Annotated in this window: 14 protein-coding genes; 3 read left to right on the forward strand and 11 right to left on the reverse strand. The window is 57.9% G+C overall.

The genetic code is table 11. The features are described from left to right. Window positions 1-75: 75 nt before the first annotated feature. Together JNB88_RS08330 and JNB88_RS08335 are read left to right on the forward strand one after the other, a co-directional pair. Window positions 76-330 (forward strand): type II toxin-antitoxin system Phd/YefM family antitoxin, encoded by a 255-nt coding sequence (locus JNB88_RS08330; protein ID WP_220355037.1) that lies wholly within the window; start codon window positions 76-78, stop codon window positions 328-330. Continuing rightward, on the forward strand, window positions 330-737 hold the full coding sequence (locus tag JNB88_RS08335; protein ID WP_220355038.1) for a type II toxin-antitoxin system VapC family toxin: 408 nt from the start codon (window positions 330-332) through the stop codon (window positions 735-737). The genes JNB88_RS08330 and JNB88_RS08335 overlap by 1 nt, the downstream gene beginning before the upstream one ends. Before the next feature lie 127 nt (window positions 738-864). Here the strand turns inward: JNB88_RS08335 and JNB88_RS08340 are convergent, their stop codons facing one another. The 6 genes from JNB88_RS08340 to JNB88_RS08365 are packed head-to-tail and all read right to left on the reverse strand — an operon-like array spanning window position 865 to window position 6,132. Next, window positions 865-1,644: an ABC transporter permease gene (locus JNB88_RS08340; protein WP_220355039.1), complete on the reverse strand. Its 780-nt coding sequence runs from the start codon at window positions 1,642-1,644 to the stop codon at window positions 865-867. Next, a complete protein-coding gene (locus JNB88_RS08345) occupies window positions 1,641-2,480 on the reverse strand; it encodes an ABC transporter ATP-binding protein (RefSeq protein WP_220355040.1) in 840 nt (279 codons plus the stop codon). The genes JNB88_RS08340 and JNB88_RS08345 overlap by 4 nt, the downstream gene beginning before the upstream one ends. After that, window positions 2,477-2,917 (reverse strand): GlcG/HbpS family heme-binding protein, encoded by a 441-nt coding sequence (locus tag JNB88_RS08350; protein ID WP_220355041.1) that lies wholly within the window; start codon window positions 2,915-2,917, stop codon window positions 2,477-2,479. Before JNB88_RS08350 ends, JNB88_RS08345 begins: the two co-directional genes overlap by 4 nt. Further along, window positions 2,910-3,671 carry an SDR family oxidoreductase gene (locus tag JNB88_RS08355; RefSeq protein ID WP_220355042.1) on the reverse strand — a complete coding sequence of 254 codons (762 nt, stop codon included), beginning with the start codon at window positions 3,669-3,671 and terminating at the stop codon, window positions 2,910-2,912. The genes JNB88_RS08350 and JNB88_RS08355 overlap by 8 nt, the downstream gene beginning before the upstream one ends. Beyond that, window positions 3,662-5,101, reverse strand: coding sequence for a dihydropyrimidinase (gene hydA, locus JNB88_RS08360; RefSeq protein WP_220355043.1), 1,440 nt, complete (start codon window positions 5,099-5,101; stop codon window positions 3,662-3,664). Before hydA ends, JNB88_RS08355 begins: the two co-directional genes overlap by 10 nt. Then, window positions 5,098-6,132, reverse strand: coding sequence for an ABC transporter substrate-binding protein (locus JNB88_RS08365; RefSeq protein WP_220355044.1), 1,035 nt, complete (start codon window positions 6,130-6,132; stop codon window positions 5,098-5,100). The genes hydA and JNB88_RS08365 overlap by 4 nt, the downstream gene beginning before the upstream one ends. A 133-nt stretch (window positions 6,133-6,265) precedes the next feature. On the opposite strand from JNB88_RS08365, the gene JNB88_RS08370 reads away from it, so the two are divergent. Then, the gene (locus JNB88_RS08370; RefSeq protein WP_220355045.1) at window positions 6,266-6,991 is read left to right on the forward strand and encodes a GntR family transcriptional regulator; all 726 of its coding nucleotides are present in this window, start codon (window positions 6,266-6,268) and stop codon (window positions 6,989-6,991) included. A 553-nt stretch (window positions 6,992-7,544) separates the two neighbouring features. Here the strand turns inward: JNB88_RS08370 and JNB88_RS08375 are convergent. From JNB88_RS08375 to JNB88_RS08395, 5 genes are all read right to left on the reverse strand, one after another. Beyond that, window positions 7,545-7,967, reverse strand: coding sequence for an organic hydroperoxide resistance protein (locus tag JNB88_RS08375; RefSeq protein WP_113409358.1), 423 nt, complete (start codon window positions 7,965-7,967; stop codon window positions 7,545-7,547). A gap of 68 nt (window positions 7,968-8,035) precedes the next feature. Then, window positions 8,036-8,692: a cysteine hydrolase family protein gene (locus JNB88_RS08380; protein WP_220355046.1), complete on the reverse strand. Its 657-nt coding sequence runs from the start codon at window positions 8,690-8,692 to the stop codon at window positions 8,036-8,038. A 14-nt stretch (window positions 8,693-8,706) separates the two neighbouring features. Next, window positions 8,707-9,249 (reverse strand): hypothetical protein, encoded by a 543-nt coding sequence (locus tag JNB88_RS08385; protein WP_420832174.1) that lies wholly within the window; start codon window positions 9,247-9,249, stop codon window positions 8,707-8,709. Window positions 9,250-9,314: 65 nt separating this feature from the next. Further along, a complete protein-coding gene (locus tag JNB88_RS08390) occupies window positions 9,315-10,607 on the reverse strand; it encodes an epoxide hydrolase family protein (protein WP_220355048.1) in 1,293 nt (430 codons plus the stop codon). A 110-nt stretch (window positions 10,608-10,717) separates the two neighbouring features. Continuing rightward, window positions 10,718-12,952, reverse strand: coding sequence for a PAS domain-containing sensor histidine kinase (locus JNB88_RS08395; protein WP_220355049.1), 2,235 nt, complete (start codon window positions 12,950-12,952; stop codon window positions 10,718-10,720). Window positions 12,953-13,007: the final 55 nt, after the last annotated feature.

A 13,007-nucleotide genomic window follows, 5' to 3' on the forward strand; every position in this document is an offset into this window, starting at 1 on the left:
GGTAAATCGACCCTTTCAATGGCAGGCAAACAGGGATATATAGCTAGACTGTCTAGCTAGGATGGAGTGCGAGCCATGGAGTGGCAACTACAGGACGCCAAGAACCAATTCTCGAAGGTGGTGCAGAAGGCGCGCCATGAGGGGCCGCAGATTGTCACGCTGCGCGGCGAGCGAACCGCCGTCGTGCTGTCCGCTCATGACTACGACGCCCTACGCGCTGGCCGGCCGACGTTGGTCGATGATCTGCTTGAAGGTCCCACTTGGGACGATCAACTCGCTGATGAGGTTAATGTACGTACCAAGACACCAAGCCGCGACTTGGCCTTCTGATGTATCTGGTTGACACAAACATTGTCTCGGAGGCTCGGCGAGGGACGTCGCAAGCCGTGTCTTGGCTCCGCTCTGTCGATCCGCTCAGCATCCACTTGAGTGTGCTCACACTCGGGGAGATTATGCGGGGCATTTCCCTCAAACAAAAGTCGGATCCGAAGACTGCCGCGCACCTCACCGAATGGCTACGCAAACTGCGCCACAACCATCGTGACCGCATTTTGCCGATAACTGACCAAATCGCAGTCGAATGGGGCCGCATCGCGGCAATCCGGCCCCGTGGCGATATCGACGGGTTGATCGCCGCGACCGCCATCGTTCACGACCTCATCCTTGTCACACGCAACGTCAAGGACTTCGAAGACACCGATGCCTCCGTGATCAATCCTTGGGAAACGTCGGCGTAAGCCGCTCGCGGCTAGGCACCTTCGATGGACAATATCGGGAGAGAGGTTGCATGCTGCCTCGTTGGAGAAAAACTACTCCAAGGCCCGCGCTCTGTAGACCGTCGACGGCGGAGGGCTTCTTCAAGAACTACACGACGGCAAAGTCCTGCTTTCGATTGGCCCACCCGCAAACTCGCTGCTCTAGCAGTGCAAAGACCGCGTAGAGCACGATGCCCAGGAAGGCGAGAGCGAACAATCCCGCGAAAGCCAATGGTACGTCAAAGCTTGAGGTAGCCATCATCATGACGGTCCCGATGCCACGGTTCGCGGCGACAGTTTCTGAGAGAACCGTTCCGACGAAGGCCAGGGTCACAGCCACCTTAAGGGATGCAAAAAAGTAAGGCATGGCCCTCGGCAAGCTAACGTTCCGCAGTACCTGTGAACGTGTCGCACCTAACGCTTTCAGTACATCTTCCATTTCCGGTTCAGTTGTCGCCAATCCTGTCGCGACGTTGACGACTATCGGAAAGATGCAGGTTGTAAGCGCAGTCAGAATGGCGGGAACCGTGCCGGAGCCGAACCAAAGGACGAAGATCGGCACGACCGCGACCTTCGGAACAGACGAAAATCCGACCAGAAGCGGGTAGGCGGTGTTGTAGGCAGTGCGTGACATGCCCACAAAAACGCCAAGCGCCACGCCGATCACTACCCCAAGCAAGAAACCCACCATTGTGGTGGCAAGCGTTTGGAGGATGTGGGGCCAGAGCGCCGGCATTTCGGTTATGAGCGTTGAAAGGATGGCGCTCGGCCGAGGAAGGACGATCGGGCTGATATGGAAGATGACGCAGGCCAGTTCCCATGCAAGGAACAGAAAGACGATAAAAGAACCGGATTTTGTTATTTCTACAATTTTCGGGTTAAGTCTCATGCAGAGCCCTCCGTACCTTGACGCGCAGCGAAGATGAGGCGCCGAAGATCGTTGGTCAGGTCGGTGAATGCCGGTTTGAACGTCGTTTCCAGATTGCGGGGACGAGGGAAGTCCACCGTTTGGTCCTGCGTTACGCGCCCTGGCCGGGCGCTCATGACCAGAATACGGCTCGCCAAGAACGCAGCCTCTCTGAGGTCGTGCGTGACGAGGAAGACGGTTGGCTTCGTCTCAATCCACAGGTCCTGCAGAACTGCCCATAGCTCCTCACGGGTGAACTGATCGAGCGCGCCGAACGGCTCATCGAGCATTAGCAGTTTCGGCGAATGAATTAGGGCCCGACACAGATTGGCGCGCTGAAGCATGCCGCCGGACAGCTCCCATGGACGGCGGTCACCAAAACCGGCAAGACCCACTTTGGCAAGCAGAGCATCTGCACGCTCGCGGAACACCGTATCCTTATCTCGCTGGTAGGTTTCGGCATATGGCTTCACGATCTTGAGGGGCAACATGATGTTCTGGCGGATTGTCAGCCAAGGCAGCATCGTTGGGTTCTGAAACGCCATTCCTATGCCGATCTGTTCTGCGCCCAACTCGCGACCGGCCACGAACACGACGCCCTCGGTTGGACGCAACAGACCCGCGACCAATTTCAGGATCGTCGACTTGCCGCAGCCGGACGGACCGACCATGGCCACGAAATCACCTTGCCGGACGGTCAGGTTTGTCCGATCCAGCGCAAGGAAAGTGCTATCGCCTTTACCGAAGCGAACTCTTACATTCTCAAGCTGCGCTATTTTGGCGTTTCCTGCCTCTGTCTGAGCGACGTTGACTGTCATCTGTTCTGGGCTCCGCCGATTACACCTTCAAGGAAATGCACAGCCGCTTTGGCAATCTCCAGATCCTGTTCTCCCGTGCCTGAGCCGACGCCAATGCCGCCCACGATTTGAGCGTCAACGATAAGAGGCAATCCGCCGAGAAGGTTTGTCATCCGTCCCGACGTCGCTTCCGCCAGTAGGAGTGCCTTGTCCGCCGATATGCCACCGGTCGGCTGACCGGTGGTCGCTGCCGTCATCGCCTTGCGCGTCGCGCTTTCGATCGACAGCACGCGCGAGCCGTCCATCCGTGCGAAAGCCATCAGGTTGCAGCCTTCGTCGACCACGGCGATGCACTGCGGCACTCCCATGGCTTCTGCGGTCTCAATCGCTGCGTTCAGTACCAAAATGGCGGCCTTGTGAGTGAGCTTGATCGCTGGCCTTACTAGAGAGTCAGACATGGCGCACGTATCCTCCGTCCACGCGATAAACACTGCCGGTCACGTAGGATGCCGGGTAGCTGCAAAGAAAGGCGGCGACGGACGCGACTTCCTCCGGTTCGGCGTAACGGCCGGCCGGGATCTGCGCGAGCGATCGCTGGCGGACTGTCTCCACGGAGACGCCTTCTCTTTCTGCCGTCGCCCCGTCGGTCATAGCGACACGCTCCGTCGCAACGCGCCCAGGCATGAGGACGTTCACCGTCACGCCGTCCTTCGCCACCTCGGGAGCGATTGACTTCGACCATGCGATCAGACCGGCGCGAATGGTGTTGGATATCCCTAGGACCGGTATCGGCTGCACGGCACCCGTGCTGACGACCGTTACGATGCGGCCCCAGTTCTGGGCACGCATAGCTGGCAGGAAGAGATCGGTGAGGCGGATGACGGACATCGACATCGCCCGGAAGCTTTCCTCCCAATCTGACATGTCTCGCCCGATCGCACCGCCGTACGGTGGGCCGCCCGTATTGTTGACCAAGATGTCGAGGTCGCCAACGTCCGCCGCGAAGCCAGCAAGGTTAGTCGTGTCGGCAAGATCGACGACAAAAGTTCCCGCAGCGCTGATTTCGGCGGCTGCAGAAGCGAGCGCCGCTTCGTCTCGCCCGGCGATCAGGACCTCGGCGCCCTCCGTCGCGAGCGCTGTGGCAATCGCGAGACCCATGCCGCGATTGCCTCCCAGAACCAACGCACGTTTTCCTTTGATCCTCAGATCCATGCACTGATCTCCCGTGTCTTCCACGCGGACGACGAGTCCTGAGCCAGGAACCGTCCTCTGCCAGGTTTGCCAATCAACTTATTGTCTTGGACGATGACTTGGCCGCGACTCACGACGGTTTCAGGCCATCCCTGGACCTCCATGCCCTCGAACGGCGTGTAGTCCACATTATGGTGCAGGATGTCGTTGGTGATGGTCATGCGTTTTTCTGGGTTCCAGACTGCGAGATCTGCGTCGGCGCCAACAGCGATCGTTCCCTTGCGTGGATGAAGGCCATAGAGCTTTGCATTGTTGGTGGCGGTCAGCGCCACGAAGCGGGGCAGATCGATACGTCCCTTGACGACACCCTCGCTGAAAAGGATTGGCAGGCGGGTTTCCAGTCCGGGAATGCCATTCGCGACGGCGCGAAATGAAGGATTCGGCCCGGCCTTGAGTTTGCCATCGGTGTCGAAGCAATAGGGTGCATGATCGGAGTTGAAGATTTCTATCGTGCCGTCTTCTATTCCGCGCCACAATGCTGCCTGAGCCTCCCTGTCACGCGGAGGAGGGCTGCACATCGCCTTTGCGCCGAGCATACCTGGCATCTCCAGATCGGACTCAGTGAGAAGGAGATATTGCGGGCAGGTCTCGGCGATGACGACGTGACCACGAGCCCGCGCACGGCGTATCTCTTCGAGGGGTTCGCCACCCGAAACATGGACGATTACCAATGGCACGCCGGCGATCTCCGCTAGCGTTACGGCTCTGTGCGTCGCTTCTCGCTCGACTGGAAGGGGACGCGACGTGGCGTGCGCCACGGGTTTCGTCCGGCCCTGGCATTCGAGCCTGTCGGCCAACCAGCCAATGATCTCATGATTCTCTGCATGGATGAGCATAACAGCCTTTTCCTGCCGGGCGGTTTCGAAGACGTCGAGGATCTGGCGGTCACTGAGCTGCATAGCGTCATAGGTCATGTACACTTTGAGGCTGGTGTGTCCGCGCCGGATCAGCGCGGGCAGCTCCTGGCCAAGCACTGCCGGCGTCGGGTCGCTCACGATCAGATGGAAAGCATAGTCTGTAACCGACTGACCTTCGGCGCGGCGATGGTAGTCGGCAACCGCGGCAGTTAGGGACTCGCCGCGATGCTGGACGCAGAAGGGAACGATGGTCGTCGTTCCCCCGAAGGCGGCGCTGATGCTTCCTGATCGGAAACCGTCCGCCATCTTGGCGCCCTTGGCGGCAAGGCCGGGGGCCTGCGGCTGATCAAGATGGCAGTGAGCGTCGATACCACCGGGCAGAACCAGGCGCCCACCGGCATCGATGACCATGTTACCTTCCGAGATATGTTCCGCGATGGCCGCGATACGGCCGTTTCTCACGCCAAGATCGGCTTTCGTTACGTCGGAAGCGGTCACGATCGTACCACCGCGGATTACCAAGTCGAAGGTCATGCCGGCAGTTTCCGGAGATCTGCCGAGGGCAAGAAGGAGGGATCGAAGAGGCTTTCGGGCTTCGGGACGGAAGGCAGGCCGAAACCTGCAGCAACCGCTTCCATCGATTTCGAAAGGCGTGCCGGATCGACGCCACCCATGCCGTTCTTACGAGTTTCGTCAGTAGTGAACTGGTTTTTAATAAGCCATCGCAACTTCTGCTCTTCGAGATCCGCCTTGATGAGTGGCGAATGGGCCTTCAGCGCCGCGATCGCCGCTGAAGGGTCGGCGATCGCTGCCTGATAGGCGCGAGCGCTGACTGCGATGAAGGCCTTGGCCGCTTCAGGGTTTTCGGTGCGGAACTTCTTAGAAAGCACGATGGCGTTGCCGTAGAGATCAAGGCCTGCATCCGAATAGTAGAGGAGGTTAATGTCGTCAGCCGCGACCCCCGCCTTCTGAAGGCCGAAGTAGATGGTTGAATCGAAGCCGAGAATGGCATCCGCATCACCGCCCGCGAGGGTCGCTTCGCGCAGCTGCAAACCGACCATGTTCCAGTTGATCTTAGTGACGTCGAGCGAGGTGGCCTTGGCGTAGGTGGAAAAGAGCCGATACGCGCCGTCGGCAGCGGCCGCACCAATCGTACGTCCTTCCAGATCGGCTGGCTTGGTAATTCCGGATTTTTTGAGGGTAGCGACTGAAAGTGGGCTCTTGAAGTAGATCATGTAGGCGGCGCGGACATCCGCGTCGGGGTTCTTCGAGTTGAATTCCGCCAAGTTGTTGATGTCGACGGTGCCCCCGTCGTAAACGCCTGACCCAGTGCGTGAGGCTGCCTCGCCGGAGCCGCCGCTGGTGTCGAACTGGCATTCCAAGCCGGCCTCCTTGTACCAGCCGTTCTGCTGAGCGAGCAGGTACATGGAAATCGACCCGTCGAACGGCACCGCAAATGAGAACTTCACGGGTGTGGCGGCAAGGCTTCGTCTCGCCTTCATGATGAATGGTGTGGCCAGCGCGACCTGCAAAAGGACGCGTCTCGAAGTAGTAAAGCTATTCATGTCTGTTCCCTTCCTGCTGTTGTCGCAGAAAGGTTTTGCAAGGCCTGTGCCAAGCTGCAAAAGTCCGAGAAACCAACCTGTGCGCAAGATTGTGCACAATCCAGTGAGCGCAGTTTCATCTGAGAGGCTAAAGATGAGCCAGAAGAACAAACAACTGGTAGGCATTATGAACGACCGCAACCGGCCTCAGACTGATGACGCGGACGACGCATATCAGCATTTGTTCGACGCCATCGTCGATCAACGTCTGTTGCCAGGAACCAAGCTCACCGAGATGGCGCTTGTCGAAGCCTTTGGTGTTGGACGGCGGATGATTGCTGCTGCGTTACAGAGACTGAGTTGGGAAAAGCTGGTTCTTTTCATTCCGAACCGCGGCGCCTACGTAGCCGCACCAGATACCGAGGAAGCCTTGGACGTGTTTGCGGCGCGAGTTGCAATTGAGGCTGGGACGACTGAGGCCGTCGCGCGAGCTGCAGACCCCAGGGTCATGGCAAGTCTTCGGGACAATATCGCGAAGGAGCACAAGCTCCGAGCCCAAGGCCACGTGCGCGAAGCGATTCATCTCTCCGGTGGCTTTCACGTGAAAATGGCCCAACTGTCAGGAAATCGAGTCCTTGCGGAGCAGGTAAGGCTTCTCGTTGCCCGCACCAGCTTGATAGTCAATCTCTTCGAAAATCAAACGGGGTTAGCCGGTTGGCACGACCATCACGAAGACCTCATTCAGCACTGTGAGGCGGGCAGGGTTGAAAAGGCGGTCGCGCTGATGCGTGAGCATATTATGGAAATCCGCGACGGCCTTGCGTTGGATCGCCGCCGCCCAGTGAGCTTCGACATGATCAGGGTTTTCGCAACTACCTAACCTCACTCATCCAGCAGCGCAGTCCCATACGAGTGGTCGAGGACGCAGAGTCCACCGCATCTCTGACGAGCTCGATCAGGGGATGTTCAGGTCATTATCCTCTCTAATTCGGCCTTGGGCGGGCGGAAAAGGAAACCTGCCTTTCAGCGGGTTGCATCCTCAACCAAATGAAACGTACTCGCTAACATAATTTCGATTATAGTAATTCCATTTATAGTAATCACGAATTTCAAGGCGTGGCGAGCTTGTGTAGCCATTGAGATCGGGAACATCGTTCTCCAACGGGCAATCTTACGGCGTTCGTCCAATCCAATCTGAGAGTAGGTGCGCTTCGTTGCATCGTCCTTGCAATAGATGACACGCGCACCCACATCTTGCCCAAACGATGAACCATGCCATTGAAAACATTGCGAAATTCGAAAATTTGATCACCTGGGAAATTGTTCTCTCCAGCCATGAAATGAAGCCGCGACGCGTCCGCTGACGTTGCATGATTAGTGAAAATAGCGCTGGAGAGCGCCAGCGATATTCGCAATTTCGTGAGGAGTCGTCGTCAAACAACCGTGAGCGTGACCGCGATATTCCCGCGTGTGGCCTTCGAGTAGGGGCATATCGCATGCGCTTCCTCGACTAGCTGCTGCGCGACGTCCTTATCCACGCCGGGTATCCTGACAGCTAGGCGCGCTATGAGGGAGTATCCGCTTATTGGGGACAGGTTGAGGTCGACCTCGGCATCGATGGTCACTTCACCCGAGAGCTTGAGATGCTTCTGCTTGACGAGAATGCCTATGGCACTCTCGAAGCAGGCAGACCACCCGGCTGCAAAAAGTTGCTCCGGGTTTGTTCCGGGCCTCGGAGTGCCGGGCACGCCGAGCTTGAGATCGAGCTGACCATCGGAGCTTTGGGCTACACCGTGCTCGCGGCCTCCGCTGACATGGGTTCTTGCCGTATAGAGGACTTTGGATTGCTGATCCATCTTATGCTCCGTTAGTTTACGTTAGGGATACGCTTGGTGTCAGCCGAGCGAACAGCGGGCGCAGCCGTTTATTCGGCAGCAACCGCAGGCGCTGCGGCCGAGGCAATCGCCTGGAGGACCTCTTCTGTAGAGATGATGGCATTCGCGTAGTTCGGCATGTTGATCTCGAGCGCCGCCCGCATCATCTCGTCCGAGTAATCGGCCACCGCATCGTTTATGACAGTCACATCATATCCTAGCTCAGCCGCAAACCGGACAGTCGCTTCGATGCAGGTGTGCGCGATCAGGCCGATCACGATCACCCGCTGGATCCCCCGGCGCTTGAGGAGATTGTCGAGGTCGGTGTTCGCGAATCCGCTGGAGCACCAATGTTCCTGCGCAACGCTCTCACCAGCGACTGGAACGAATTCCGCTCTGAACTCGCCGCCCCAGGTGCCATATGAGAAGCTCTTGCGGTGCCAGGCGGCACGTTGGATCGGCGCTATGTATTTCCAGTTCTCGTAGTCACCCTCGCGGAAGCGATGATGCATGGCGAAGAAGACAGGCATCTTCACATCACGCGCCGCCTGCAGGATCTGCGCCATGTGCTCGACGCAGTGGTTTGCTTCTGCGACGGCCTGAATGCGGGGCCAGATCTTGCCGCCCTCGGAGATGAAGTCGTTATAGGGGTCGACAACCAGCAGGCCAGTGTTCGCGATATCGTACGGAACGGTCAGATGGGTCATGACGGTCTCCCGGGCTAGGCTGCCTTGGCGGGGTTCTGACGAAGTGCGAAGCGTTCGATGCTCGCGGCGAACAGCGGGGTCTCGCCCTTGTTGTGAGCGATCGACATCGGCTGCCGCTGGGTCTTGAAGATCTCGAACGGAATGCCCTGGCGGTCGAGCCCCGCCATCATTTCGTCGGTCGCGAAGGACTGAACCCGGTTCGTGAATTCGCAACGGTTCTTGTCCAGCGCCTTCACGCTTAGCTCCCAGGTAACGTGAATGACCACGCGCCCCGTCGGAGTGAAGACGTCGGAGTCGGAGTCGAGGATGAGATGAGTCTTCTCGCCGAGCGTCTCGTGATAGTGCTGCACCATCAGGCTGCCACCGATCGTCTCGACGTTGATCGACATCCGCGTGCCGTCGGGCGCAGTCGTGAACCCAGCCGCAATGTGAGCAGGCGAACAACCCTGGTATTCCTTTTCCGGCAGCGAAAAGCACCATGCCGGGATGTCGATCTTCTCGATCGGGGCGTTGATGATGGCGGTGAAGCTGGAGTCCACAATCTGATTTTCACGCATAGTCATTCTCCTTGTTGAGTTGGCGAGGCTAAGAGGGGTGGGCGCGGACGGTCCGCGCCGCTTGGTCAGATCTGGTCGCGAAGCGACTTGAACGAGGCGCGGAGTTCCGAAGTAAACAGCTCGGGCTGCTCCCAGGCCGCGAAGTGGCCGCCTTTCGGCAGGCGGTTGTAGTGGATGAGCTTCGGATATGCCTTCTCGGCCCAGCTCTGGGGCGCTTGGTAGATTTCGTCCGGAAAGGCACTGACTGCGACCGGAATCTTAATGCCGCGCGGATCAAAGAAGCCGCCACTCGGGTGATGTGCGTTGTCCCAGTAAAGACGCGCCGACGAGATCGCCGTGTTAGTCAGCCAGTAAAGGGTTACGTTGTCGAGAACGTCGTCAGGGGAGAGACCTTCCTTCTCTCCGTCGATCGACCGCGCGATCATGCGATAGCTGCGGATGTCATGGTCAAGCATCCAGGCTGCCAGACCGATCGGCGAATCCACAATGCCGTAGAGCGTCTGCGGTCTGTTGTTCATCTCGATCGCGTAGCCGAGGCCATTCTTGTTAAAATCGTCGAGCTGATCCCACGCCCGCCTTTCGTCGGCAGACAAGCCTTCCGGGGGTGTCCCTGCAGCCAGGGACTTCGAAATCTCGGCGGGAACGGTGGCGGCCATGTTGGTGTGTATGCCAAGGAGGCCTGGGGGCTGCTGGACGGCCATGAGTTCAGTCACCGCGTTACCCCAGTCACCGCCTTGGGCGACGTACTTGGTATATCCCAGACGCTCCATGAGCACGGCCCAAGCCTTCGCAATACGCGGCGGGTTCCATCCGGTTTCCCGAGGCTTTCCGGAGAAGCCATAACCGGGTAGGGATGGAATAACGACGTGAAAGGCGTCTGCTTCGGTGCCCCCGTAGGCGGTCGGATCGGTCAAGGGTTTGATGATCTTCAGCTGCTCGATCACGGAGCCCGGCCACCCGTGGGTGATGATGATCGGTAGCGCGTTTTCATGCTTCGACTTCACATGGATGAAGTGAATGTCGAGACCATCAATCTCCGTGGTGAACTGCGGAAGCGCGTTAAGGCGGACCTCGACGTTGCGCCAGTCATGATGTTTCCAATGCTTCGCGAGCTTCTTTATCGTTTCGAGACGCACCCCTTGGGAATCGTCTGCTACGTTTTCCTCGTCAGGCCAACGGGTGGCTGCCACCCGGCGATGGAGATCAATTAGCTGTTCATCGGAAGCCCTGAACTTGAACGGCCTGATGGCCGGAGCCTGGCTGGCGGCAAAAGCTTGGGGAATCATCCCCACTGCGCCTGCCGTCGCGGCAGCGGCAAGAAGAGTTCGACGGGTAACCTGTGCCTGTATCTGCGACATGGCATCCTCCTGGGATGTTGCTCGTTTTAGCCCGGAGGAGCGTCACATCTTTGGAGCGTTGCCACTATTGCACGATGGTATGGACGACACTTTGGTATCGGTAGCGGTGTCTATTTGGAGGCAGATGACACTTCGCCCTTAACCGCACATGTTGGGACCGAGAAGTGGACTGTAACACCGGGTCCAGTGTTGGCCTCCATCCACAGCTTGCCGCCGTGGGTCTCGACGATCGACCGACAAATTGTAAGTCCGATGCCCATTCCATCTGCTTTCGTCGTGTAGAATGGTTCGTATATCCGTGAGGCAAAATCGGTATCGATACCAACGCCATTGTCGGCAACAGCTAGGATCACGAATCCCTCTTGGTCCAGTCGGGTCGAGATCTCAATCATTTTAAGCCGATCTCTAACCTCTTTGACCGCGTCGATAGCGTTGCGGATGAGGTTGCTGACGACTTGTTGCAATTGCACTCGGTCTCCGTTCACCAAAGGAAGATCTGGCGCGAAAGCGGTGCGAATGACCACGCCACTTCTTCTCTGCTCGCTGGCGAGCAGCGTCGTGACCTCTCTGACTGCATCATGGAGATCGAGCTCCTTGAAGCTAATGGCTCTGTTGCCGAACAGGGCGCGAAGCCTTGTTATGACTTCTGTCGCCCTGTTGGCATCGCGGATGGTCCGTCGGACAGTTTCCAATGCCGTTGCCACGTCAGGAGGATCCGTCGAGAGCATTCGCAGGCAGGTGCTCGCGTTGGTGAGGATCCCCGATATCGGTTGGTTGACTTCGTGAGCGATCGCCGCAGACATCTGCCCAAGGCTGAGAAAACCTGTCAGCCGTGCCAGTTCCGCTCGAAGCTGGTCGGTTGCCTCCTCGATCTGACGCTTTTGCGTTACGTCCTGAATGGCGCCAAGCGACTCCCTGTGTCCGTCCTGATGGTCGATCGCTTGGCTGATCACCCGGATGTGCTTGATCGTGCCATCGCGATTCACCAATCGGAGCTCATAGTCGAGAGTGCCCCCAACCTCCCGAACCGAACTCATTTTTTCTGCCAGAAACGCCAAGTCATCGGGATGAACCCGCTGCCTGATTCTATCAAGTGTTACCTCTTCACCCTCCAGCTCGAAGATTTTCAACCATTCCTCGGAAAGGCGAAGTTCGTCTGTCTGCACGTTCCAGGAAAATGTTCCGGTGCTGCTCACTGTTTGGCCCGCAGCCAGAAAGGCCTGGCTACGCTTCAGCTCCTCTTCAACATTCTTGCGATCATCTATATCCGTCAGCAGGCCGTACCAGCGCACGATGCTGCCTTCGGCATCCCGAAGAGGCTGGCCACGAACCTGAAACCAGCGGAAAACGCCGTCGTGGCGCCGATAGCGGCTTTCGTAGTCATAGGGCTCACCGCTCTTCAGCGAACCTATAAAGGTGTCGATATTGATCTGCACGTCGTCGGGATGGGTGATGCCATTCGTTGCCCAGTCCTGGACTTCGTTCAGCGTTATGCCGAAATAATCGAGGAGTTGCTGATTGCTTCCGTCCAGAGTGCCATCCGGTCTCGAGAGTATGATCATCCCCGGCACCATGTTGACGATGTGACGAAACTCACGTTCGCTTTCAGCCAGGGCCTTCTCAGCGCGCACGCGGTCATCGATGTCGTTGAGAAAGAAGTACCATCGCACGATCGTACCATCGTCTTCCGCAACAGGGTTTCCACGGATTTGGAACCAACGATAGACGCCGTCATAGCGGCGCAACCTTTCGATCACCTCGTAAGACTGGCCGATGGCGACAGCTTCGGCAAACTTCGCGACACCTCGCGCCCGATCGTCCGGATGGATGATGTCGTTCGTCTGCCATCGCTGGTGCTCAGCAAAATCGTAGCCGAAGAAACGCAAGGACTGGTCATTTACGGTCTCGACTGATCCGTCAGATCTGAGGACGATTATCAAGCCGGGAAGGGAGTTGACGATCAGCTGAAGCTTCGTTTGACTCTCAAAGAGCGCTTCGGCCGCTGTTCGTTGATCCTGGATATCGGTGGCTATCGCGCACCACTTCGGGCTGCTGGCAGCTGGCGTCCTGAGTGGCCTGAAGTCGATCACAAACCATCTGAAGTTGCCGTCCGAGCCACGCAAGCGAACTTCACGACGGCTCGAGCCCTCGCTGCTTGCACGCAATAGAACTGGGAGGTCATCAGGTTCGACGACCTCCTCCCATCGCCAACGGTCTCTCGCCGACCATCGCAGGCCCGTATATTCCTCCCACCGCCCGTTAACGAAATCAACGCGTCCGTCTGCGCCGACAGTGAACACGATGCTTGGAATTGCATTTAAGATTTCGCCGAAATCCGGTTCCATGGTCGATCCGCGCCCATCTCGATACCTGAAATTACATCATTTTGAAGCAGGAGGC

It is taken from the genome of Rhizobium cauense, from assembly GCF_019511525.1.
Taxonomy (GTDB): domain Bacteria; phylum Pseudomonadota; class Alphaproteobacteria; order Rhizobiales; family Rhizobiaceae; genus Rhizobium; species Rhizobium cauense.